This is a genomic window from Pseudomonas putida, assembly GCF_028682175.1.
Lineage (GTDB): Bacteria > Pseudomonadota > Gammaproteobacteria > Pseudomonadales > Pseudomonadaceae > Aquipseudomonas > Aquipseudomonas putida_AD.
On the sequence record NZ_JANHKS010000001.1, the window covers coordinates 309878 to 333394 of the forward strand.

A 23517-nucleotide genomic window follows, 5' to 3' on the forward strand; every position below is an offset into this window, starting at 1 on the left:
GTCGCCTGACACACCGCTCCCGCCGGCAAGCCGTGCTGCTACGGAGAGGGGATCAGGCCGGATCAGGCTTTATTCAAACTCGCGATGTAAGCGCGCCAGCCGCCGAAGGCCGTGATGTCTTGCGCATCGGCGAGCGCCCAGGGCTCGCAGATGAAGCCCTTCACCGTGCGCCCGTCGATCAGAGTGAGATTGCCAATGCCCAACGGCGCGGGAATCTCGGCGACGAATTCACCGAAGCGCGCCAGCGGAATATCCCACAGCTCGACGATGATCGACTGCCCGCCCTGCGCCCTGGCCAGGCCCGGCTTGGGCGGCACGGTGCCCTGCAGTGCATAGAGGCGGTACTCGCGCTCGGTCAGGGTCTGTTCGACCAACACCGCATCACGGCCGGTGAGCTGAAAATTCAACGGCATGCCGGTCAGATGCGCGCCGACCACAGCCACACGCACGCTGCCTTTGGCCGCAGCGGCCACAGTCCTGCATGCCGGGAGCGCTCGCCCGGTGGCGCCCATCGTCAAGTTTTGCTGAGCCTGCCAGCGTTTGCCAAAGCTCGCCAGCGCCGTGTCGTGCCAGGCCGGGGCGATCAGGGTGATGCCGGCAGGCAGGCCATCGGCCCGCAGCCCGGCTGGCAAGGCAAGTGCCGAGAGGTCGGCCAGGTTAGTGAAGTTGGTGTAGAAGCCGAATTGCGAGTTGTACCGCACAGGCTCCTCGGCCATTTCAGCCAGGGTACGAATGGTCGCCGAGGTCGGCACCACCAGGGCATCGAAGCCCGCGAGTGCCTCATTGATCTGGCGGCTCAAGCTTGCGCGCAGGTACTCCGCCTTGTAGGCATCGCAGGCGCTGTACCCCAAGCCGTTTTCGACGATGCCGCGCACCACCGGGTTGATCGCATCCGGGTTGCTCGCAAGCACCGGCTCAAGCGCCACGGTACGTTCGGCCACCCACGGGCCAAAGTACAACTGCTCGGCCAGCGCCTTGAACGGCGCGAAGTCGATACGGCTGATCTCGGCGCCCATCTTGCTCAAGGTCAGCAGCGCCTGCTCATACACCGCCTGATTCTGCGTGTCGCCGAAAAACTCGAGGCTGTCCGGCACCGCGATCCTGAATCCCGCGCTGAACGCCACCGGCGCACTGGCCGGGTTGTTGCGCGAATAGGCATCCTCGGCGTCATAGCCTTCGGCGATCCCGGCCACGCATTCGGCGTCCTCGACGGTCAGCGCGAACACCGAGATGCAGTCGACGCTGCGACACGCCGGCACAAGTCCGGTATTGGGCAAGCGGCCCTTGGTCGGCTTGAGCCCGACGATGTTGTTGAAGCCTGCCGGCACCCTGCCCGAGCCTGCCGTGTCGGTGCCCAGCGAGAACGCTACCAGCCCGCGAGCGACCACTGACGCGGAGCCTGAACTGGAGCCGCCACTGACGTAATCCGGATGGAAACTGTTAGACACCGCGCCGTAGGGTGAGCGCGTGCCGACCAGTCCGGTGGCGAACTGGTCGAGGTTGGTCTTGCCCATGAGGATGGCACCGGCTGCGCGCAGTCGGGAAACAACCGTGGCATCGCGGCTGGCGGTGTAGGCGAATTCGGGGCAGGCGGCGGTGGTTGGCCAGTCGGCGGCGTCGATATTGTCCTTGATCGCGAAGGGCACGCCGTACATTGGCAACTGCGCCAGATCGCCTTGCGCAACGTCCAGCCGCTGGGCCAGTTCAGCCAGTTGCGCCTCGAGTTGCGCGGGGCTGACCAGAGAAATCCAGGCGTTATCCTGCTCGGGATAAGCCGTTCGCAGACCCAGCAACACATCAGGCGTCAGCGCCCCCTTGCGATAAGCGTCGAGCCATTCGTTCACGGTCCAGCCGAACTGCGGGTGTTGGTCGTTTTGCATGGTGGATTCCATCTTGTATCCAAGTTTGAATCCTGCAAAAGCAAAAGCCGGGCCATTGGTTAGGAGGGCTGGTTTTCCGGGGCTCAGGTTAAAGTGGATACCCGCTGCAAGCGCGAAGATGCTCACTCATGAAGCGCAGGGTGGATTGTTTTGGTGCTGGTGCCGCGAGGCCGGGCTGCTGCGTGGCTGCCCTCAACGTGTCCTACCTGCTCAACCCCTTCACCACCTCCGGCGTCACATAGTGCGGGCCGTCGAACAGGTACAGGGGATAGCCGCGATACGCTGCGATCTGTGGCTTGAGTTCATCGACCGTGGCCGGGCGAAAGCCGCCGCCGACTTGTGGGCGAAAGGCTTCGACGATGATCTTCACCCGGTGCTTGCCCAGCTTCTTGCGCAGGGCGTCGGCGTAGGTTCTGGCCACAGGCGCGGTGCGGGCATACACACCGACGCCGTCCTGGAAGAACACGCCGATGTCGTCGGGCAGCCAGGTCTTGAGCCAGTCGGCGGTGGCCTCGGGGCCGATGTTGGCGCCGTCGTAGACGCTGATCCACAGCGGCCTGGGCAAGCGGGCGAGTAGCGCGGGCAGCTCTTTGGCGCGGGTCCAGCTGGGGTCGACCTCGGCCGGGAAATACCAGCCGGTGACGTTCAGCGGCGTCTTGACCTTGGCCATGCGCTCGGACAGCGTGGCCAGCTCCTCGATGTTGTCCCGCGAGCGGTTTTCACTGAAAAAACCCGCCAGCCCGACGATCACATCCTGCGCCCAGGGCTCTTTGGCAATCCGCGCCCAGTCCGGCAACTTCGGCACCTCGGGCAGGCCGGAGCCGGCCACGAATGACTGGCCGTCCACCGCCGTCCACTGCACCAGCAATTCGTGGGCGCCAAGTGTGTCCCACTCGCCTTGAATGTCCACGGTGGCGTTGTCCGGCTGCCAGACGATGCCGGCGATGTCGGGGCGCATGCCCTGCCCCAACTCGTACAGCGCATCGATTGCCAACCCCAGCGCGCCGATCAACAGCGCGGCGAGGGAAGTCTTCAGCAGCCGTGACATCACAGATCCGTCCAAGCCATCACCACGAGTAGGTCATGCGGGCGAACACGCCCTGGGCGCTGTCGTCGCCGAAAATCTTCTCGCGGTACTGCACGGAGAAGTCGATGTAGGACTGCGGCGCCTTGTGTTTGGTTTCGCGGAACCAGTAGCGCACGCCGATCCCGACACCGGCGCCGCCGGCGCTGTCCGAGGACGTGTGGTTGCGCCCCAGGGCATCCACCTGACTGTGCATTTTCGAGTCGTAGTTGGCCGCCGCCACCACGTGGGGAAAAATCACCAGCCTTGGGCTGATGCTGTCCAGGCGAATGCTGCGGCCCAGTTGCCACTCGCTGTTGAAGTAGTTGCGTTTGTCGCGCAGGTAGCGCCCGCCTTCGGCGTAGAGCTGCGAGGTCCACCAGCTCTTCTTGTCCACCCGCAGGTCGGTGCCGATGCTCGAACCGTAGCCCAGGCGCACCAGCCAGTCGCCACTGACGTTGCTGCCCGCCAACGGGAAGGTGCGCTCGAACGCGGCCATCACGTTGTATTCGGTAAATGGCTTGATGCGGATCCCGACCGCGCCCTGCAAGGCGTCCAGGCCTTTATCGTTGCCGCTTTCCTTGTTCCACAGGGTATCGGTGACGCGCCCGTACAACTCGACGAAACGTGCATTGCGATACCCTTCCGGGCGCCAGAACACCTCGGTGCTGTTCTGCAAACTGTCATTGCTGCTGCTCGGCGCGCCACTCAAACCGTTGCTGGTACTGGCGCCGCGGTAGGTCGTGGTGTTGGTCACGCCCCACACCCGGGACAGGTCCGAGACGGCGCGGCGGGTGTCGAACACCTGCTGATCAGGCATGTGCAAGTCACCGGTCTGCTGATAATCCAGCACACGTTTGAAATACGAGATGGCCTGCACGTCGTCCGGCGCGCGCATGGCGCTGTAGGCGGCGTCCTGTGTCTCTTTGGGAGTCAGCCCTGTGCTGCGATCGACACGCTTGAACTCCGCCAGCGCGCCTTTATCGTCGCCGGCCTGGCTGAGGAAATAGGCGATCTGCACTTCATCCCCCCGCTTGAGCTGGCCCCTGTCGCGGGCCTGCTGGATGCGCGCCAGGGCTTCCTTGGGCTGGCCGAGCGCCGCGTAGAGCGACGCCTGATCGCGCAACGGCAGCGTACCTACCGCCAGTGCCTGGCTGAAGTCCTGCTGGGCGCCGCTCTTGTCGCCCAGGCGCATGCGCATCTGGCCACGCTGAGCCAGCAGGGTCGCATCGTTGCCCTTGAGCGCAAGGGCCTCGGTGGCCGCCGAACGGGCCGCCGAGTATTGCTCCTGGGCGATCAAGGCGCTGACCAGCAGGCGGCGGTAAGCGATTTCCTGAGGGTACTGGCGCACCACGTCGCGGGCGTAGCTGACGGCAGCATCGTTGTCGCCACGGGCCAGGGACGCATAACCGGCGGCGGCGATGTTGACCGCCCTCTGCTCGTGAACCGCTTGCAGACGCCGGCTCAGTTGTGGCGACTCACCCAGTACCGCAACGGCGTCGCTGATTGCCTGCTCCGCCTCATCCAGATGCTGCTGACGCTGCAGCGCCTCGATCAGCATCATGCGGTAATCGGGGTTCTTCGGTGCCTCGGCGATGGCCCTGCGGGCGTACTCCTCGGCGCGGTCGTAGTCGCCGTTGGCGTAGGCACGCAGGGAGCGGTCGCCATTCTGGAAACCCTTCTTGTTGCCGGGATAGCGCTCGGGGTGGTCGCGACGATCCTTGTCGCGTTCTGCCAGCTGGATCAGCTTGCGCAAGCGGTCCACGTCGCTGCGCTGACGCAGGGCTTCCTCGGCCTTGGCAATCGCCAGGTCGTAGTCCTTGTCGTTGTAGGCGGCGTAGGCCTGGTTGGCGATCTCGTAGGCCGGGCCGGTCAGGGCCAGCGGCAGGATCTGCGGTTGCGTGGCCGAGTTGAACTGGGCCTGGCACAACGCAGGCAGGACGCTCAGGCTCAGAAAAATCGGAAGTCTCATGAGGGCTGCTCCGTGGGTGCGTCAGGTGAAGAATGGCGGTGTTGCCGGGCCACGGCCTGCTCGATGGTCTCGCGCGACAGCACGCCGATGTCCACCAGGTAGTCGCCGATGCGGCCGTGCATGTGCGGGCGGTAGCCGAGCATGGCGCGGTTGAAGGTCGGGCGATCCAGCAGGCCCTGATCGATCAGCAGCTCGCCCAGCAGTGGCGTCGCAGCCGGGAGCGGCTGGCCGGCGACTGCGTCGAGCTTGCGCAACTGCTCGACGATCTCGCTTTCACGGGCGATCAACTGCACCGGTTCCACGCCCAGCTGTTCGCTGACTTGCTGCAGGCCGTCTTCGGACAAGGGGTTTGCGACCGCGATTTCCGGGCGCCCGTCGATGTCCAGCGCCAGTGGCACCACGCGCCAGCGCAGGCAGAATTCATCGGCCAGCAACGGCTGCGCCGACACCTTGGCGGCGATGTCGAACACCCGTGGCAAGTCGTTCTGGAAGGCGATGGCCTCGGCCAGGGTTTCGTCGTCGAGCCAGCCACGGCTGAGCAGGATCCGCCCCAGGGGCATCTGCCGGGTCTGCTGTTCGTCGAGCGCGCTTTGCAGTTTTTCGTCGTTGATCGCCTGCCAAGACAGCAGCACGCTACCCAGCTTGCGCGGCGCACGGGCGACCAGGTCGGTGGAGGGAAAATCGTGCATGGTCTTGTCCCAGACCAGCTTGCGATTGAGCACCTTGCCCACCAGGAACAGCCGCCACGCCCTGGCCGCAGCCATGAAGTTGACGAAGTTGCCGATCACCATGCGCGGCATCGACAACAGCCCGTGCTGCCAGCCGTAGATGATGGTGGTGAAGTAGCAACGGTGCGCCATGCGCCAGAGCAAGGCGACGCCATTGGCCGCCAGCAGGAAACCCACCAGACCGTTGGTGTCGAACGGTGTCGGGAAGCTGGTGTTCCACAGCCCGCTGGCGCGCAGCACGATCAGCGCCAGCAACTGCGCCAGGATCAGGTAGGCGATGATGCTGACGAACGAGGTGACAATCCCCTTGCGGTCCCGAAACAGCAGGTAACGATTGGCCAGGGAGCCGTTCCAGCCCATCTGCTCCCAGCCTTGCAGGCCGATGCCAAGGGTCCAGCGGGCCTTCTGGCGGAACGCGGTGCGGAAGGTGTCAGGGAAGAATTCGCGCACGCACAGCGGCATTTCCAGGGTCGATTCGTAGGGCTCGCGGAACCAGGATTTGCGCAGCACCCGGTACTGCACCGGGAAGCGCACGAAGATCGCGCTCATGCCGTAGCGGGCCAGCCTGGCACCGACGTCGTAGTCCTCGGTGAGGCTGTCGGTGTTGAACGGCTGGTTGCTGGTTTCGTCGGCCAGCACCTGCAACGCCCGGCGCGAAAAACAGGTGCCGACGCCCGCCGAGGGCACGCTGTCGGTCATGCTCTCGCGCACCACCAGGTCCTTGCCGTGCCATTCGGCGAACTCGTCCATGTAGGTACCCGCGACCCACTCGTACCAGTTGCGCTCCAGCGACACCACCGGCAACTGGATCATGTCCTTGCGCGGCAGCAGGTAGTTGAACAGGCGCATTTCCAGCGGGTGCAGCACGTCTTCGCTGTCGTGCAACACCACCCCGGCGAAGTGCACGCCGTGGGTCTGCTCGTAGAGGAAGATCGCCTGGATCACCCAGTTCAGGCAGTCCGCCTTGCAGGTCGGCCCGGCGTGGGGCACTTCGACGCGATGCAACTGCTTGTAGCGACGGCGCATGCGCTCGACTTCATCGATGGTGCGCTGATCGTTGACGTAGGTGCCGACGAAGACCACGTAGTTCTGGTAGTCCAGGGTCGAGACCATGTTCTCGATCATCGGCGCGATGACGTCGTATTCCAGCCACGCCGGCACCATGATCGCCAGCGGCTGTTCGTCGCGGGCAATCAGTTGCTCGGCGGTCAACGGGCGGTAGCGCCGTTCGGCGGTGAACTTGCGATAGATGCGCCGGGCCCAGTACCACAGGTCGATGAACAGGTCATCCAGACTCGACACCAGGATGATGGCCGCGACCACGATGGTCGCGACCTCAAGGGCGCTGTAGTAATGGGCCAGCCAGTACGGCCAATAAAGCGAGGTCATCGCGGCTCCCGTTACTAACGGTTGCGACGGGCGCGACGGCCGGCCAGCAACAACACGAGGAAACCGATCACGACTGCGGGAATCAGCCACAGCGCCGAGGGCTTGCGCCAGGCATCCAGGCCCTTGGGCTCATCGTCATCGATCATCTGGCTGCCGGTGGGGTCTTTCGCGTCGAAGGTGGTCAACGGGCCGTTGTCCCCCAGTACGGTGACATTGCCGCGCTCCAGCAACACCGGCCGTGCGAAGTTCGGCGCCTGCCCGCCCAGGGTGCGGTAGACCATGCCGTGCTGGCTGCCGGACTCGACCACCTGCAGCGCCGCCAGGTGATTGAGCGACTTGAGGTCCAGCAGCGTCTGCTCCTTGTGATGGATCAGCAGATGGCCCTGGGCATCGACCTGCAGCGATTCGTCGCTGCCCTTGATCGGTACTTCGAAGGCCAGGAATGACGTGTCCGGCGACAGTGCGGTGTTGGCGTCGTCGCTGACCTTGAGGTCGGCGCGCAACGGCGACACACCGCTGGCGCTGGCGACGCGAATCAACTGTGGCAGGCTGCCCGCCGGACGCTCCAGATAGCCTTGGGGAATCAGCACCTGGGCGCCCGTGGCAAAGCGTGCGGCCATGCCCGAAAAGTCGCCGTCCAGCGCGCTCTTTTCCAGAGTCACATGGCTGCTCGGCAACACCGCCACCGGGAACGCCTGAGGGGTTTCGCGGCACAGGTCGCTGACCGGCTGACGCTGGAACGACACGCGCAAGGTGTTCTGCGCTGCCAGTGCGTAGCGCGGAATGCGGGCTTCGATGCGTTCTTTCTGGCCATCGGCATCGAGCTGTCTGGCGCCAATCAGGTAGTCGTTCAGGAACAGGCTGGCAATCGGCGGCGTGCCGGACGCACCCGGCGCTGCGGAAACGTCCACCGCAGCGTGGGTCGGGATGCGCCCGTCGTAGGCCACGCTGCCCAGCGGGAAGCTCGCGCTCCAGTCGGTCTTGGCCAGCACGTCGACGCTGCCCGGCTTGCCACCCAGGCGGGTCAACGCCACGCGGCCGTCATCGCTGAGCGGCATGTTGGCCTCCTCGCCCACGGTCAACTGGCGAGTGCGGGCGAGTTTGTTCCAGGCCGCACTGAACAGGCCGATTGCCTTGCCCGCCGCGTCCTGATTGATCATCAGCAGCGGGTGCGCGCCGAGCATCGCCAGGCGCACGTTGTCGCTGCCCGCCGTGGCGAGCGCGCCGTTGACATGCCGCTCACGCCATTGATTGAACGCACTGCCCGCCGTCGCATCGAGGCGCTGCACCTGGGCCTGCAAGGCGTCCAGCGATTCGTTGACCGCCTTGAGCAGTTGCGGATCGCTGACCGCAAGATCGGCATTGAACGCCGGGGTCTGGCCGAGCATCAGCAGCGCACCGATCTGCGCCGCATCGTCGAGAGTGTGCAGCCCCTTGCCGTCGAGGCTGGCGAAGGCCGGAATCTGTTTGAGTTCGGCCGGGATGCTCACCCCCGTGAGGTCGATGCTGTCCTTGACCTGCGGGAACTGCACGATGCGCGCCTGCTTGCCGATGCGTTCCAGCGCCACGCCCAGGCGCCAGGCTGCGTCGTAGCTGGCCGTGGACAGTTTGCCCGGCGCCAGCAGAATCCCCGGTTTGCCGGGCAGCGCATTCCAGGCAGCACCCACATCCTGCAACTGGCTGGCGTCGAAGCTGTAGCTCAGGCGCGTGTCCGGTGCGATGCGCAGCACGTTGCCGATGGCGCGTTCGTCTTCGCATTGAATGCGGGAAATGATCGACGACCAGGCAATCCCCAACCGCACCGAACCGCTGTCGCGAGGCGCCTTGTCGACGCCCAGCGTGGCGCTGGCATCGCCCTCGCCTTCGTTCAGCCCCAGTGCCCGCACGGGGTAGCCGTCCAGCGACAGCAGCAGCGTGTTGCGACCGGATTCGCCATTGAGGTAACTGGCGTCGAAGTGCAGCGTGGCATCGGTCAGCGGCACGTCCGCCGGCACCGGCAGGTACAGTTCGCGGCGCGCGTCGGTGGCGTTGAGGATGATCGGGCGGTCGATGCCCAGGTCCTTCAATTCGATGACCCGCTGCTGACGGGTGTCGGCGTTCAGGCGACTGATCGCCTGGCTCAACGGGCTCTCGGCGGCAAAGGCTGGAGCGACGGCCAGCAGGCTCATGCCGCAGGCGAGGACGTGCAACGCCCCCGTGGGAACGGTTACGGAAGACTTCATTCAGGCAGATCTCGGTCAAAGCAAATGTGGCGTGGGAGAGCGGCAATCGCAGGCAAGTCGGCATGACCAACCGGCCTCTTCGCGGATGAGTCCGCTCCCACAAGATGTTCGGCAGGGCCTGCCACCGAAGTGGCGGGCCCGGCGTTCGCAGCCGCCGCTAATGCAGGCGGGAGACCGAACGCAGTGGCGCGGCCGGGCGTTGCGCCTCGGTCGGTGCGGGTCGCCTTGCCGGCGGCTCCACGACGAACTCGTCCACCGGCCGGCCCATCAGCGCATCGACGATGCGTGAACAGGCCTTGCCATCGCCGTAAGGGTTGGCGGCCTGGGAGGTCCGGCGCCACAACGCATCGTCGTCGAACAGCTCGCACACCCCGCGCACGATGGTGTCGGGATCGGTCCCCACCAGGCGCACGGTGCCTGCGGTCACGGCCTCGGGACGTTCGGTCACGTCGCGCATCACCAGCACCGGTTTGCCCAGGGACGGCGCTTCTTCCTGCACGCCACCGGAGTCCGTGAGGATCACATGGGCCAGTTGCATCAGGCGCACGAACGACAGGTAGTCCAGCGGCTTGATCAGGTGCACGTTGGGCAGATCGCCGAGGTGCTCGGTGACCGGCCCCAACACGTTGGGATTGAGGTGGACCGGGTAGACGATCTGCACGTCATCGCGGCGGGCCAGGGTGCGCAGCGCCTTGCAGATGTCGAGGAAGCCTTCGCCGAAGTTCTCCCGACGATGCCCCGTCACCAGCAGTACCTTGCGACCGGGCACCAGGAAGTTGAACTGGCGATCCAGCGCCACGCGCAACTGGCGATTGCGGTCGATGCGTTCGGCGGTCATTTGCAGCGCGTCGATCACCGTGTTGCCGGTGACGAACGACTTGCCCTGCAAGCGCTCACCCAGCACGTTGCGCCGCGACGCTTCGGTGGGCGTGAACAGGTGATCGGAGATCAGGTCGATGTTGCGCCGGTTCATCTCCTCCGGCCACGGCTGGTGGATATCGCCCGTGCGCAGGCCGGCTTCGATGTGCGCCACGGGAATGCGCCGATGAAACGCCGACATCGCCGCGACCAGCGCCGAGGTGGTGTCGCCGTGCACCAGCACCTTGTCCGGCTGCACCTGTTCGAGCACCGGATCGATGGCAGCGTACAGCGCGGCGGTCAGGGTGTTGAGCGTCTGCCCGGGGGTCATGACGTCGAGGGTGTAATCGGCCTTGAGTTCGAACATGTCCAGCACCTGCTGGAGCATGGTCTGGTGTTGCCCGGTGATGCAGATGTGTGAGTCGATTCCGGGTTCCGCAGCCAGCGCCTTGACCAGTGGAGCCATCTTGATGGCTTCCGGACGCGTGCCGAAAATCGACAGGACTTTGAGTCTTGGATGAGCTCGAGCCATTTACAGTTCTCCCGCGCATTTGCATGCGCCGCACGGCAGCGTACTTGTACCGGAAGGGCTCAAGTCGCTCGAAAGTTGGTGTAATGGTCGGACGGCTGTAATCGCAGAGTTGATTCGATCTTCACTTCAGTGTGACGACAGGACATTCCTTAGTGCCCGAAACAGGAAGGATTATTAGCAGATAAACATCACATTGCAAAAGATTTTATAACCATTTTAACAACTAATGTCATTTCTAAACTTTCGCCAAAAACGAAGGTCAATCTAAGGTTTTACTGGGGAAAAGCCCCGTTGCAGAGCCTTCCAGATACGTAACGAAGTGTGCACCAGTTGGCACTCAAGTGTAAAGCGTGGAACTTTCAACTGGCGCCACTGTCATCCCGCGCCCAACGGGCTGCTCATCAAAAGTTACGACGACAACAACAAGAAATTGACGTCATGGATCCAACTTTAGTCCTGATTATATTGCTCTGCACGCGCTATCGGATATTTATGACAGACGGAATCTCACGCGGGCTAACTTGCCGCACCACCAGAAGTGATACGGCATCGGGATGTAGTTAGTTTCCCGTGAACGATAGCGCCAATACCCGGTTACGCCCGCCTTCGGCCAGCAGATAGTGACCGGGGCCTGTCGGCAACAACGCCTGTGGCGCACGCAGGTTTGAAAGCACGGCCTGCAACTTGCCGCTGTTGTCCAGCAGCCACAGGCGCGCCTGGTGAGTCTGGTCCTCGACGATCCACAGCCCGCGCTCGTCGCATAGCAGGAAAGTCGGCTCCTTCAGGCCATCCAGATACACGGGGTCAGTCTTGTCCTCGCTCAACTGGCGCACCACGCCCTGCTCCTTGACCGTGTAGAGCATCTTGTTGCCCGGGCAGATCTCGATGGACTCGGACTCGCTCAGGTTGTCCCTGAGCACCTCGAGGGCCTGGGTCCTGGCGTCGTAACGCATCAGCCGGCCATCGCCCTTGCGGTCCTCGATGGCGTACAGCAGCGGCCCGTCGGCCTTGAGGCCCTGGCCGTCATTGGCCATGAACAGCGTGGTGACCTTGCCATCCTTGAGCAGCGACACCGGGGCATCGCCGGTCTCCTGGCTGAAGGCAATACCGCCCATGAACGCCGTCAGGCCGTCAGGCTTGGTCAGGCCATCGAGCACCAGCGAGCGCTGGCCATCCGGAGCGATACGGCGCATCGCGCCCTGCTTCTTGCGCAACTCCTCGGTGACCAGAAGGTTGCCCTGCTCATCGATGGCCAGGCCGGCGGCCTTCGGCACATCGTCATGGGCCACCCGATAGTCCCAGCCGGTGGCGGCGCTGACCGGCGCGAAATGCTGCCAGGCAAAAAAACCGCCGGTGGCCAACAGCAGCAGCGACACCGCAGCCGCCCCTTTGACTATCCCTTGAACAGCACCACGCTTTGCACCCGTCACACTCGTCATCGAAACTCACACACTCCAGTTCATGGATGACCGCCCGCATCGATCCGATGCCGCTCAACGGTCAGGGAAAAACCTCACACTCAGGTCCAGGTTTTCGGGTTCGTTGATCGCCGTCATGTATTGCTCGACGGTGATTTCTCCTACACAGGCACGCGCGCCGGGTTGCGGCACATAACCTTTGGACATTTTGCTGGCCAGTGCCACGGCGGCGCAGCTGGGAATCTCCGGGCCCTTGTCGCGGGTTGCCGTCAGTTGCGCGGTCATGCGCAGCGGCTGACCATCGGTGCCGATACCCGTGACGTCGATGTACATCGCGCTCTTGCGGTCACTGAAACGCTCGAAATACGTGCCCAGCCGATGCAGGCGTGCCGCCCAGCGCGAGCGATCCTTGATCAGCCCGGCACCAGCGGCCCTGGCGAAGAGGTAGTTGGCCAGGCCGCCGAGCTTGAGCCCCGAGCCTGCCTTGAACGACAGGTTCTGCGCGCCGTAGCGCCCGACGAAAATGTCCATGTCCGGTGCATCGACGTTGGCCAACAGGCGGGTGCCCAGGCCGGGCATCCTGCGCAGGGTCAGGTCCTGCCAGCCGGGCACGTAGTGCGGCTGGCCGTTCCTGAACTGGCGGATCGGCTTGCCTGCATAGGCCAGCACGCCCTGCACGGTGGAGAGCCCCGGCATTTTCGCCGAGGAAGAAATGCCGTGCTCGATGGTGTCGATGCGCTGAAAACGCTGACGGTTTTCGTCGATGATGGCAGCTGACAACGAAGGCACGGAACTGCAACCGCTGAGAACCGCAATACCTGCCTCGCGAGCGCGGCCATCGAGCACGCTGATACCGGAGACGAATTCACGGCAGTCCGACAGGTCGCAGTAATGCACCCCGGCTTCAATGCAATTGAGCGCCACCGAATACGGCTGCCCCTGGAACGGCCCCCCGGTGTGAACCACCAGATCAATGCCCAGCGTCCGCAACGCCGAGGGCAGCTGCGGCCCCATGGCATCCCCGCACCATCCCTCGCAGTCGCTGCCAGACAGTGCCTGCAACGCCTGGACTTTGCTGCGCAGCTTACTGTCATCACGGCCGGCCACCACCAGGTGCACACCGGGCATGACGGCCAGATGTCGACAAATGATGCTGCCGAAATTGCCGTAGCCGCCCACCACCATCACCCTGAATACCATCGAGCGCTTCCCTGAAATTCGGTCTTCTGTTCACTGCAAACCCGGGAGCTTCTTTGATATCGGGTGATGGTGCAAGCCCGGTGCAGACCTCAAGCCAGATACTTGTTGAACCACTCCAGCGTCCTGTCCCAGGCCAGGCGGGCGGCTGCGTCGTCATAGCGCGGGGTGGAATCGTTATGAAAGCCGTGGTTCACGCCGGGGTAGACGTAGGCCTGATAGGTCTTGCCCGCTGCCTTGAGCGCCTGCTCGTAAGCCGGCCAGCCGTCGGTGATGGGTTTGTCGAGTTCGGCGTAGTGCAGCAGCAGGGGCGCCTTGATCCGGGCGACGTCTTCGGCCTTCGGCTGGCGCCCGTAGAACGGCACCGCCGCGGCCAGCTCCGGGTAGGCCACGGCCGCCGCGTTGGACACCCCGCCGCCATAGCAGAAGCCGGTGATGCCGACCTTGCCGGTGGAGGCGTTGTGCGCCATCAGCCATTCGATGCCGGCGAAGAAATCGTTCATCAGCTTTTCCGGATCGACCTTCTGTTGCAACTCGCGACCCTTTTCATCGTTGCCGGGGTAGCCGCCCACCGAAGACAATCCGTCCGGCGCCAGCGCCACGAAACCGGCCTTGGCCAGGCGCCGGGCGACGTCTTCGATATAGGGATTCAAGCCACGGTTCTCATGCACCACCAGCACCGCCGGCACCTTGCCGCTCGCCTTGGCCGGACGCACCAGATAGCCACGCACCTGGCCGTGGCCTTTTGGCGAGGGGTAGGAAATGTACTCGGCGAGGATGTCCGGGTCGGTGAACTCGACCTGCTCGGCCAGGGCGTAGTTGGGGCTCAGCGAAGCGAGGATCGCCGTGGCAGTCAGGCCGCCCAGGGTGAACAGCGCGGCACGGTCGAGGAATTCCCGGCGGTTGATCTTGCCGTGGACGTAGTAATCGTAGAGTTCGAGCAGCTCAGGGGAGAAATCCTTGGCGGTGAGACGGGTCATCGGTGCACTTCCTCATCGATTGTCGACAGGCGGCGTCAGCAAACGATCAGGTTCGCAGGCGCAGCAACGAACAATCATTAAAGCAGTGATTTGTGACCTTGACCGTGCTCTTTGCAACGGAGGGGGATTAACCAGGTAGTCGTCCAATGTCCGATGCGACCGTGAGTGGCAATGTAACGACCCTCTTCAATATATAAACACGCCATAGCTAACGCCGTGTGACTTCACACAAGCGCTACTTCACAACTGCGGCGCACATCCATTAAACCTGACAACTAAACTGCCAGACCGCTTATATATCCGTCTCTATCCATGGACGAAATACGCCCACCTGACAGGGTAGGGAGCAATTTGTTTGCCAACTCCATCCCCCATCCCAACTCCAATAATAAAAATGATTTCAATCATAGGGTTAGCAACAATACGCAAACACCGGGCACCCCCAAATCCGGGCAAAGCAATCCCCAACATTCGGGGACACGCTTTAACCAGCACCGGTCTTGGATCCGCATTTAACACGCCATGAAGCGAACACTTACCGGCCATCACTTTATTCAAATATATTTCTAAATGTATCTTCCATTTTTTTATGGCAGCGCTACAGTCACTCTCAGCAGCCCTCTGTCCTAAAAGACAGTACTTGCACCGTGCCGAACAACTAATCGTCGACGTGACATTCACGCTGACCGCCGTTTCTTTGCGCCCGGTTTTTACAAGAACAACAACGACAGTTGTCATCCATCACTCATCGAGAGTGCCCAGATCATGAATTACCCGATTAGCTTTCGATCTTTGCGTCTGAACGGCGGCCTCATTGCCGGATTGCTGATTACACCTGCTGTCTTCGCGGCGGCGCCGGTGGCGGTGGTCGATCCGGGCCCGGCGGCGGACATCCCTACCCTGCAATCGATGCGCGGGCTCACCCCGCCCGACCCGTCCGGCACCGAGGGCGGGCGCAAGGTCGACCTGATGGGCGACTTCGTGCTCAACCGCGATGCCGCCATTCGCCTGGGCAAGGCGATGTTCTGGGACCAGGATTTCGGCAGCGACGGCTACACCGCCTGCGCCTCCTGCCACTACCACGCAGGGGTCGATCACCGCATCACCAACCAGCTCAACCCAGGCGCGGCCCATACCAATCCCAACGTCGCCTCGCTGTTCAACAAGCCGTTCATTGCGCCGAACATTCCAGGTGACGTGCCCTCCTACACCACACTTTCCGGTGGCAAGGGCGGGCCGAACTACACCATGAAGAAAACCGACTTCCCGACCCACGTGCTGGCCGATCCGCTGGATCGCAACTCGGCAATCCTCTACTCGACCGACGATGTGATGGGCTCGGCAGGCGTGTTCGAGGCCAGCTACGTAAGGCCGCGTCAGCCGCGTTTCGACCGCTGCACCCAACAGATGGACCCGCTGTACACCGTGAACAAGGTCAGCGTGCGCCGCACTACTGGGCGCAATGCTCCGAGCGTGATCAATGCCGCCTTCAACGTGCGCAACTTCTGGGACGGCCGGGCGAACAACGTGTTCAACGGCTTCTCGCCGTTCGGCAACCGCGACCCGGACGCCGGCATCTACGTGACCACCGAACGCAACCCCGTCGCCACCAAGGTTCGCCTGGCCCTCAACGACGCCTCGGCAGCCTCGCAAGCCGTGGGCCCTCCCGGCAACGGCGTGGAAATGTCCTGCGGCGGACGCAACTTCGCCGACATCGGCCGGCGCATGCTCGACTCCCTGGTCCTCAGCCACCAGCGCATCGCCACAAACGACTCGATGCTGTCGTCAATGGCAGTGCGTCGTCCGACCTACCGCGACATGATCAAGGCCGCGTTCCATCCACGGCTGTGGAATGCCACCCAACCGGTATCCCTGGGCGGCGTGGATTATCCGCAGATCGAGGCCAACTTCTCGCTGTTCTTTGGCCTGGCGATCCAGATGTACGAAGCCACGCTGGTGTCTGACCAGACCCCGCTCGATGCCTATCTGGCCGGCAACACCCAGGCCATGGACGCCCAGCAGATCGAAGGCATGAACCTGTTCACCGGCAAGGGCAAATGCGTGGCCTGCCATGCCGGCCCCGAGCTGACCAACGCCGCCACCCGCCTGCGCCTGGAGCCGCGGGAACGCATCGAACGGATGGTGATGGCCGACAACCTCATCACCCTGTACGACAACGGTTTCTACAACACCGGCGTGCGCCCGACCGAAGAAGACCTGGCCGTGGGTGGCAGCGATCCGTGGGGCAACCCGCTGTCTTTCACCCGGCAGTACAACAGCATCCTGCAGGGCCAGAACGTGCCGGATCCGTTCGACGTGGACGTGTGCAAGTTCGAGGCGCCGCTGAGCCCGGCCATTCCGTGCGACGCCACGCTCAAGCCCAACGTCAACTTCCGCGATTCGGTGGACGGCGCGTTCAAGACCCCGACCCTGCGTAACATCGCGCTGACCGGCCCGTACTTCCACAACGGCAGCCGTTCCACGCTCAAGCAGGTGGTGGAGTTCTACAACCGTGGCGGTGACCGTCGCGGCCAGGACGCCAACAACACCACAGGCTTCGACCATCCGAGCGTGAACCAGCACAACATGTCCAACCTGGACCCGGACATGACCAACCTCAACCTGACCCCGAGCGAGATCGATGCGCTGGTGCGGTTCATGGAAGTAGGCTTGACCGACCCGCGCGTGGCCTGGGAACAGGCGCCGTTCGACCACCCTTCACTGACCATCGCCCAGGGTGAAGTCGGCGATGAAAACAACGTGGTCACCCGGCCGGTGGATGCCCAGTCCAGCACACCACGGGCCAAGGATCAGGAAATCATGCTCAACGCCGTGGGCGCCACCGGACGTCGCCCAACCGATGGCCCGCTGATGCCGTTCGTCAACGATCTGCGGTAGATGTTCCAAGCCGACCGCGAGCACTTCGCGGTCATTGATGCCCATCGGGCCTGGTCGCGGGCAAGCGCGCTCCTACATCTTTTGCAACGTGCCATGGCCTGATGGACCGAGTTGATTGCTTTGCAAGGCTCACCACTCGGTCCACCAGAATGCGGTACGTTTCAACAAATGTAGGAGCGCGCTTGCCCGCGACCAGGCCTGAAAGGCTTCCATGTAGCCATCTAAAGCCAAAGCCAACCTACAACGCCTCCAACCCCCACAACACCTCCAGCACATGCCGCGTCGAGCGCTCTACCTCCCCCGCACGATGTGCGATCCCCAGCTCCCGCCACATCGGCGGCTGCAGCGCTCGCATCAGGATCCGGCTGTCGGGCAGCGGCGTGGACGCTTCGTGGGGCAGTAACGTGGCGCCGTACCCCGCCGCCACCAGGCTTTTGATCGCGTCGTTGTAATTGAGCTGGATGCGCGGCGTCGGCTGTGGCCCTTCGGTGGCGAACCACTCCGCCACCTGACGCGACAACCGCGTGGTGCTGTCGTTGAGGATCAGCGGCTGCCCCGCGAGCCAGGTCGGGGTGACCGGATCGGGGCACTCCCGGCGGGCCGGCACGAACGCCATGATCGGGTCGCGGCGCCAGGTCTGGATCTGCAAGCCCTTGACCGGCGCCTGGGGCAAGGCGATCACTCCGATGTCCAGGCTGCCATCGGCCAGTTTCTGCAGGGTCTGCTGGGAGGTCAGGACGGCCACCTGCACGTCGATCCCCGCGTGCTGCTGCTCCAGGGTTTCCAGTGCCTGGGGAATCAGTTGCGCAATGACCCCGGTGGACGCGCCCAACCGCACCCTGCCCGCGAGCCCCTGAACCTGGCGTTCGACATCCTCCAGCGCCTGTTCGGCATCGGCCAGCAGTCGCCGGGCGCGTTCGATGAGCGTCTCGCCGATGGCCGACGGCTGCACCCGCCCGCGGCTTCGCGACAACAGGCTGCCACCCACCCGCGCCTCAAGGTCAGCAATGTGCAGGCTGACCGTCGGCGGCGCCAGGTTCAGCACCCGCGCAGCTTCAGCGAACGAGCCATGGTCGGCAATCGCCACCAGCGTGCGCAAACGGTCCAGGCTGATCTCACGCATGGGCTTCCTCTTGATTCAGTAAATCTGAATCTGATCGTTATTAAATTCAACTTTTCCTATCTTAAGCCCTGACTGAAGATGATCGCCATCGATCACTTTCAACGAGCACCCACCATGACCCTCCCAGTGGTTTTCATCGACGGCGACCAAGGCACCACCGGCCTGCAGATCCACCAGCGGTTGCAAGGCCGGACCGATCTGAAACTGGTCACGCTGCCCGCCGAGCAGCGCAAGAACCCGCTCAGCCGCGCCGCTGCGATCAACGCCTGTGACATCGCCATCCTGTGCCTGCCCGACGACGCCGCCCGCGCCGCCGTGGCCAGCATCGAAAACCCCAACGTGCGGGTGATCGACGCCAGCTCCGCACACCGCACCGCCCCTGACTGGGTGTACGGTTTTGCGCAGATGGGGGCCCAGCAGAAACAGGCCATCGCCAATGCCACGCGCATCACCAACCCCGGTTGCTACCCGACCGGTGCCATCGGCTTGCTGCGCCCGCTGCTGGACGCAGGTCTGGTGCCGAAGGACTACCCGATCACCATCAACGCGGTGTCCGGGTATTCGGGCAAGGGCCGCGCAGGGGTCGACGAATTCGAAGGGCCGGATGCGGCCCAGGCCACACCCTTTCAGATCTACGGCCTGGGCCTGGCCCACAAGCACGTGCCGGAGATCCAGCAGTACAGCGGCCTGAGCGAACGTCCGGTGTTCATCCCGGCCTATGGCTCGTTTCGCCAGGGCATCGTGCTGACCGTGGCGCTGCAACTGCGTCTGCTGCCAGCGGGCGTGAGCGGGACGACGCTGCATCAATGCCTTGAGCAGCATTACGCAGGCAGCGAATTCGTCGAGGTGCTGACGATGGAACAGTCCGGCGCCTTGACCGGCCTCGATCCTCGGGTGCTGAACGGCACCGACAAACTGCGCCTGATGGTCTTCGAAAACGCGGGGCACGTGCTGCTGGCGGCGGTGTTCGACAACCTGGGCAAGGGCGCGGCCGGGGCTGCTGTGCAGAACCTGGATCTGCTGATTGCAGGCCACTGAGGCGGCCGACCTTCAAGCAAGCCCCAGTTCGACCCGCAACCAGTCCACCAACAGGTTCGCCTCCTCCCGGCGAGCCTGTCCGTGGCGGCGATAGACCGACAGCGCCTGCTGCAGATGAACGCTCTGGGCGAAGGGCGCGATCAACACGCCGTTGTCGAGCATGCGCTGGGAGGTTCGTCGCCAGCCCATCGCCAGGCCATGGCCTTCCACCGCCGCGTGCAGCATCAGTGAATAGCTGTCGAAGGCCAGCCCTCGCGCCTGGCGGGGCAGCTCGTGGCCAAACTCGGCGAGCCAGGTGTCCCATTCCAGTTGATAAGCCGGTTGCGCATCGTGGTGCAGCAAGGTGTGGCTGCCCAGCCGGTCCAGCGCGATCGGCACCTCGCGCCCTTTGAGGTATGTGGGGCTGCACACCGGAAAGACTTCATCGGATGCGCTGAACAGCAGCGGGTGCAGGCCATGGTCACGGTTGCTGCTTTGCATCGCCACGTCGAAGTAGCCCTGAAAGTCGGTCAGCGGCTGCGCCCAGGTGACCATCTTCAGTTCGATTTCGGGGTACTGCTGATGAAAATTCGACAGCCGTGGCATCAACCAGTGAAACGCCTCGCAGGGCTGACACAGCAATACCACTTCGTTGCGCCCAGCGGTTCCACGCAGGCGGTCGGAGGTGCTGGCGACGTCACGCAACGCATTACTCAGCGTAACGCTTAACTCGCGCCCGGCATCGGTCAGGAACACCGCCCGGTTGCGGCGCTGGAACAAGGCCAGGCCCAGGTCCTCCTCCAATGCGCGAATCTGCCTACTCACGGCTGCCTGGGTGAGGTTCAGCTCGTCGGCCGCACGGGAAAAACTCAACAGCCGCGCAGCCGCCTCGAAGGGCAGGAGACTGGCCAGTGGCGGCAGGGATTTACCGAGCTTATTCATAATCTTTGGTAATGCATCGAGACGAAGACATCATTTGTAGCACAGCCACCGGCGCAAGCAAGATAAGCCCAACGCAAATACCCGTAGCAGCACGGCTTGCCGGCGGGGGCGGTGTGTCAGGCAACACATGCGGCGCCTGATACACCGCTCCCGCCGGCAAGCCGTGCTGCTACGACGGGTTATTCTCGCCACGACGCTGAGTACTTCCATGACATCACCCCGCTCGATCATCATCCAGGGCGTGGCCTTCGCCGTGATCGCCACCCTGTGCTGGGCCTGCAACTTCATCGCGCCCTATGTGCTGCAAGGCTACGGCATCGCGGATTTCATGCTGGTGCGTTTCGTCATGGCCGGGCTGCTCGGCGCCCTGGTCCTGCCGCTGTACCGTCGGCAACTGCGCGGTTTGCAGGTGAGCCAGTGGCTGACCGGTATGGCTCTCGGCGCGCTTGGTTATCTGGCCTACAGCAGTTGCATCGCCGGTGGCGTGATCTACGGCGGGCCCTTGATGATTGCCGCTTTCATCGGCGCCGTGCCGGTGCTGCAAGCGCTGCTGGGCAACGCGCAGAACCGTGCGCTGCGCTGGAGCCAGTTGGCGATGCCGCTGGGCTTGCTGTGCCTTGGCCTGGTGCTCATCAACCTGCAAGTCCTCACCGATGCGCCCGCCGCCCACACACACCTGTGGACCGGCCTCGGGTTCTCCCTTGGCGCAGTGCTGTTGTGGTTGTCGTTCAGCGTGGTCAACCAGACAGCGGTCGAGCGTCTGCATACCGGAGCCACCGGCGCCTGGACCTGCCTGATGATGATCGGCGCGGGTCTTGCCGCGCTGCTGCTGACCCCGCTGGCCTGGTCGCGGGACCTGTTGCTGCTGCCGATTCAAGGATTCGCCACACCCGCCGCGCTCAAGCTTTACGCCTGCGCCGGGCTGATCGCCCTGCTGTCTTCGGTGATCGGCGCCTGGGCCTGGAACCACGCTTCGCGCCGCCTGCCGATGGTGCTGTCGGGGCAACTGATCGCCCTTGAGTCCTTCTTTGCCACCGCCCTGGGCCTGGCCTTTCATGGCCGCGCCCCCAGCAACTTCGAGGCCATGGGCCTGGTGCTGATCCTGTTCGGGGCGGTTTATTCGGTGCGAATCATCATGAGCCCAGCCCGCACCGCCCCTTGCCCAAACGCTTGTCTGTGAACCCAGGAGCCTGTCCCATGAACGCTATCGCCGACTACCGCACCTACCCGCTCATCAGCCCCCTGCTCAGCGTGCAGCAGCACCCGGACCTGATCGAAGTGACCTGGTCGGATCAGCGCCGCAGCCCCTTTCACCACCTGTGGCTGCGGGACAATTGCCCGTGCCCGGTGTGCGTCTACAGCGTGACTCGCGAGCAGGTATTCGAGATCGCTGACGTCGCGGAAAATCTCGCAGCGCAGCACGCCGAAATCGACGAATCCGGGGCATTGTCCGTGCGCTGGAACGATGGGCACCACAGCCGCTTCGACCCCGGCTGGCTGCGGGCCCACGCCTATGACGACCAATCCCGCGCCGACCGGGAGGCCAGCCGCCCACAAAAACAGCGCTGGGTCGCAGGCTTTCAGTTGCCGGTGTTCGATTACCAGGCGGTCATGGAAGACGACGCCACCCTGCTCCAGTGGCTGCTGGCCGTGCGCGACACAGGGCTGACCCAGGTACGCGGCGTGCCCACCGATCCGGGTTCATTGAGCCAGGTGGCCAGGCGCATTTCGTTCATCCGCGAGAGCAACTTCGGCGTGCTGTTCAACGTGCAATCCAAGGCCAACGCCGACAGCAACGCCTACACCGCTTTCAACCTGCCGCTGCACAGCGACTTGCCGACCCGCGAGTTGCAGCCGGGGTTGCAGTTCCTGCATTGCCTGGTCAATGACGCCAGCGGTGGCGACAGCCGTTTCGTCGATGGTTTCGCCATCGCCCAGGCCTTGCACGAGGAAGATCCGCAGGCGTATCGCTTGCTGTGCGAGGTGGCGGTGGAGTTTCGCAACAAGGATCGCCACAGCGACTATCGCTGCCTGGCGCCGGTGATCGCGCTGGATGCCCGCGGCGAAGTGGCCGAGGTGCGCATGGCTAACTTCCTGCGTGGGCCGTTCAACATGGCGCCCGAGTTGATGCAGCCGTACTACCGGGCGTATCGGCGCTTCATCGAGATGACCCGCCAGCCGCGTTTCCAGTTCTGCCAGCGGCTTGAGGCCGGGCAACTGTGGTGTTTCGACAACCGCCGCACCCTCCACGCCCGCGACGCCTTCGACCCGGCCAGCGGCGCCCGGCATTTTCAGGGATGTTATGTGGATCGGGATGAGTTGTTGTCGCGGATATTGGTGTTGCAGAGGTAGGCGCCCACAATCCCGTAGCAGCACGGCTTGCCGGCGGGAGCGGTGGGTCAGTTACACATGTGGCGCCTGACACGCCGCCCCCGCCGGCAAGCCGTGCTGCTACGAGGCAGGCTATGGCAGGCCTCACGGCCCGATCAGGAAATTCCCCGGCCGCTCGGCTTCACCCGCTTCCAGCACCGGCACCTGGGCTTCGTCCTTGAGGTTGACCCCCGACAACTGCCGGCGCCAGGCCTCGCGCATCAGGTACAGCAACTTGTGCGCGGCCATCGCGTAGCTCATGCCTTCGAGCCGCACGTTGGAGATGCAATTGCGTGCCGCATCGTTCAGGCCCACCCTGGGCCCATAGGTGAAATACAGGCCCAGGCTGTCCGGCGAACTGAGCCCCGGCCGCTCGCCGATCAGGATCACCACCATCCGTGCCTTGAGCAGTTGCCCCACTTCATCGGCAACCGCCACCCGCCCCTGCTCCACCAGCGTCACCGGCGCCAGGCTCCAGCCCTCGGCCGTTGCCAGTTCGTCGATACGCTCCAGCATGGCCGGGCTGTGGCGCTGCACCGCAAGGGACGACAGCCCGTCGGCCACCACCACCGCCAGGTCAAAACCCTGGTCATGGCCCTGTGCGCACTCACGCAACCGTGCGGCAGATTCCTCGGATAAACGCCGCCCCAGATCGGGCCGTTGCAGATACACGTTGCGGTCCGGCGCCGAGCTGTGGACGGTCAGCACCTCGCGCCCACGGCCCTTGAGCTGCTCACTCAGTGCAGCATGATCGAACGGCAAGTGCACGGCGTCCCGGGCCTGGGCGTGGGCAAACTGGAAGTCCAGTTGCGCCGCCGTCGGCAAGCTGGTACCGGCGTGGCCCAGGGCGATTCGCGCCGAAGTCAGGGAACGCAGTTGACGCCAGGCGTCGGGCTGGGCGGGCGTCTTGTTGTCATCGTTCATGGCC

At 63.9% G+C, this 23517-nt stretch carries 17 protein-coding genes; 4 read left to right on the forward strand and 13 right to left on the reverse strand.

What is annotated here, in order from left to right; all coding sequences use genetic code 11:
* Positions 1-62: 62 nt before the first annotated feature.
* The 10 genes from atzF to NPS29_RS01505 form a co-directional block, all read right to left on the reverse strand.
* Positions 63-1880 (reverse strand): allophanate hydrolase, encoded by a 1818-nt coding sequence (atzF, locus tag NPS29_RS01460; protein ID WP_274130242.1) that lies wholly within the window; start codon positions 1878-1880, stop codon positions 63-65.
* Between the two features lie 202 nt (positions 1881-2082).
* Complete coding sequence (locus NPS29_RS01465; protein ID WP_274130244.1) at positions 2083-2928, reverse strand: hypothetical protein; 846 nt, start codon at positions 2926-2928, stop codon at positions 2083-2085.
* A gap of 19 nt (positions 2929-2947) precedes the next feature.
* Entirely contained in the window at positions 2948-4915 is a 1968-nt protein-coding gene (locus tag NPS29_RS01470; protein ID WP_274130246.1) for an NfrA family protein, read from the reverse strand.
* On the reverse strand, positions 4912-7032 hold the full coding sequence (locus NPS29_RS01475) for a glycosyl transferase family protein (RefSeq protein ID WP_274130248.1): 2121 nt from the start codon (positions 7030-7032) through the stop codon (positions 4912-4914). Before NPS29_RS01475 ends, NPS29_RS01470 begins: the two co-directional genes overlap by 4 nt.
* A gap of 14 nt (positions 7033-7046) precedes the next feature.
* Entirely contained in the window at positions 7047-9254 is a 2208-nt protein-coding gene (locus NPS29_RS01480; RefSeq protein ID WP_274130250.1) for a cellulose biosynthesis cyclic di-GMP-binding regulatory protein BcsB, read from the reverse strand.
* A gap of 157 nt (positions 9255-9411) precedes the next feature.
* Positions 9412-10644 carry a non-hydrolyzing UDP-N-acetylglucosamine 2-epimerase gene (gene wecB, locus NPS29_RS01485; RefSeq protein WP_274130251.1) on the reverse strand — a complete coding sequence of 411 codons (1233 nt, stop codon included), beginning with the start codon at positions 10642-10644 and terminating at the stop codon, positions 9412-9414.
* Between the two features lie 560 nt (positions 10645-11204).
* Complete coding sequence (locus NPS29_RS01490) at positions 11205-12020, reverse strand: hypothetical protein (protein ID WP_274130253.1); 816 nt, start codon at positions 12018-12020, stop codon at positions 11205-11207.
* Between the two features lie 117 nt (positions 12021-12137).
* A complete protein-coding gene (locus tag NPS29_RS01495; protein ID WP_274130255.1) occupies positions 12138-13262 on the reverse strand; it encodes a saccharopine dehydrogenase NADP-binding domain-containing protein in 1125 nt (374 codons plus the stop codon).
* An 89-nt stretch (positions 13263-13351) separates the two neighbouring features.
* Positions 13352-14239: a YghX family hydrolase gene (gene yghX / locus NPS29_RS01500; RefSeq protein WP_274130257.1), complete on the reverse strand. Its 888-nt coding sequence runs from the start codon at positions 14237-14239 to the stop codon at positions 13352-13354.
* Between the two features lie 306 nt (positions 14240-14545).
* Positions 14546-14977 carry a hypothetical protein gene (locus NPS29_RS01505; RefSeq protein ID WP_274130258.1) on the reverse strand — a complete coding sequence of 144 codons (432 nt, stop codon included), beginning with the start codon at positions 14975-14977 and terminating at the stop codon, positions 14546-14548.
* 27 nt (positions 14978-15004) lie between these two features.
* Between NPS29_RS01505 and NPS29_RS01510 the strand changes: the two genes are divergently transcribed.
* Positions 15005-17137, forward strand: coding sequence for a cytochrome-c peroxidase (locus tag NPS29_RS01510; RefSeq protein ID WP_274130259.1), 2133 nt, complete (start codon positions 15005-15007; stop codon positions 17135-17137).
* A 238-nt stretch (positions 17138-17375) separates the two neighbouring features.
* On the opposite strand, the gene NPS29_RS01515 is transcribed toward NPS29_RS01510, so the two are convergent.
* Positions 17376-18260: a LysR family transcriptional regulator gene (locus NPS29_RS01515; protein ID WP_274130260.1), complete on the reverse strand. Its 885-nt coding sequence runs from the start codon at positions 18258-18260 to the stop codon at positions 17376-17378.
* 114 nt (positions 18261-18374) lie between these two features.
* On the opposite strand from NPS29_RS01515, the gene argC reads away from it, so the two are divergent.
* Positions 18375-19298: an N-acetyl-gamma-glutamyl-phosphate reductase gene (gene argC / locus NPS29_RS01520; RefSeq protein WP_274130262.1), complete on the forward strand. Its 924-nt coding sequence runs from the start codon at positions 18375-18377 to the stop codon at positions 19296-19298.
* A gap of 12 nt (positions 19299-19310) precedes the next feature.
* On the opposite strand, the gene NPS29_RS01525 is transcribed toward argC, so the two are convergent.
* Complete coding sequence (locus tag NPS29_RS01525; protein WP_274130263.1) at positions 19311-20219, reverse strand: LysR substrate-binding domain-containing protein; 909 nt, start codon at positions 20217-20219, stop codon at positions 19311-19313.
* A gap of 208 nt (positions 20220-20427) precedes the next feature.
* Between NPS29_RS01525 and NPS29_RS01530 the strand changes: the two genes are divergently transcribed.
* The gene (locus tag NPS29_RS01530) at positions 20428-21399 is read left to right on the forward strand and encodes a DMT family transporter (protein ID WP_274130264.1); all 972 of its coding nucleotides are present in this window, start codon (positions 20428-20430) and stop codon (positions 21397-21399) included.
* Between the two features lie 17 nt (positions 21400-21416).
* The gene (locus tag NPS29_RS01535; RefSeq protein WP_274130265.1) at positions 21417-22571 is read left to right on the forward strand and encodes a gamma-butyrobetaine dioxygenase; all 1155 of its coding nucleotides are present in this window, start codon (positions 21417-21419) and stop codon (positions 22569-22571) included.
* Positions 22572-22694: 123 nt separating this feature from the next.
* On the opposite strand, the gene eutC is transcribed toward NPS29_RS01535, so the two are convergent.
* Positions 22695-23513, reverse strand: a complete 819-nt coding sequence (gene eutC / locus NPS29_RS01540; protein WP_274130266.1) for an ethanolamine ammonia-lyase subunit EutC — start codon at positions 23511-23513, stop codon at positions 22695-22697.
* Between the last annotated feature and the right edge of the window lie 4 nt (positions 23514-23517).

What these genes read in the sequence shown, in the direction of transcription:
- NPS29_RS01525 (WP_274130263.1), bottom strand. Translation starts at nt 20,219, where the DNA reads ATGAATAAGCTCGGTAAATCCCTGCCGCCACTGGCCAGTCTCCTGCCC.
- atzF (WP_274130242.1), bottom strand. Translation starts at nt 1,880, where the DNA reads ATGCAAAACGACCAACACCCGCAGTTCGGCTGGACCGTGAACGAATGG.
- yghX (WP_274130257.1), bottom strand. Translation starts at nt 14,239, where the DNA reads ATGACCCGTCTCACCGCCAAGGATTTCTCCCCTGAGCTGCTCGAACTC.
- NPS29_RS01470 (WP_274130246.1), bottom strand. Translation starts at nt 4,915, where the DNA reads ATGAGACTTCCGATTTTTCTGAGCCTGAGCGTCCTGCCTGCGTTGTGC.
- NPS29_RS01495 (WP_274130255.1), bottom strand. Translation starts at nt 13,262, where the DNA reads ATGGTATTCAGGGTGATGGTGGTGGGCGGCTACGGCAATTTCGGCAGC.
- NPS29_RS01475 (WP_274130248.1), bottom strand. Translation starts at nt 7,032, where the DNA reads ATGACCTCGCTTTATTGGCCGTACTGGCTGGCCCATTACTACAGCGCC.
- wecB (WP_274130251.1), bottom strand. Translation starts at nt 10,644, where the DNA reads ATGGCTCGAGCTCATCCAAGACTCAAAGTCCTGTCGATTTTCGGCACG.
- argC (WP_274130262.1), top strand. Translation starts at nt 18,375, where the DNA reads ATGACCCTCCCAGTGGTTTTCATCGACGGCGACCAAGGCACCACCGGC.
- NPS29_RS01515 (WP_274130260.1), bottom strand. Translation starts at nt 18,260, where the DNA reads ATGCGTGAGATCAGCCTGGACCGTTTGCGCACGCTGGTGGCGATTGCC.
- NPS29_RS01505 (WP_274130258.1), bottom strand. Translation starts at nt 14,977, where the DNA reads ATGACAACTGTCGTTGTTGTTCTTGTAAAAACCGGGCGCAAAGAAACG.
- NPS29_RS01510 (WP_274130259.1), top strand. Translation starts at nt 15,005, where the DNA reads ATGAATTACCCGATTAGCTTTCGATCTTTGCGTCTGAACGGCGGCCTC.
- eutC (WP_274130266.1), bottom strand. Translation starts at nt 23,513, where the DNA reads ATGAACGATGACAACAAGACGCCCGCCCAGCCCGACGCCTGGCGTCAA.
- NPS29_RS01535 (WP_274130265.1), top strand. Translation starts at nt 21,417, where the DNA reads ATGAACGCTATCGCCGACTACCGCACCTACCCGCTCATCAGCCCCCTG.
- NPS29_RS01530 (WP_274130264.1), top strand. Translation starts at nt 20,428, where the DNA reads ATGACATCACCCCGCTCGATCATCATCCAGGGCGTGGCCTTCGCCGTG.
- NPS29_RS01480 (WP_274130250.1), bottom strand. Translation starts at nt 9,254, where the DNA reads ATGAAGTCTTCCGTAACCGTTCCCACGGGGGCGTTGCACGTCCTCGCC.
- NPS29_RS01465 (WP_274130244.1), bottom strand. Translation starts at nt 2,928, where the DNA reads ATGTCACGGCTGCTGAAGACTTCCCTCGCCGCGCTGTTGATCGGCGCG.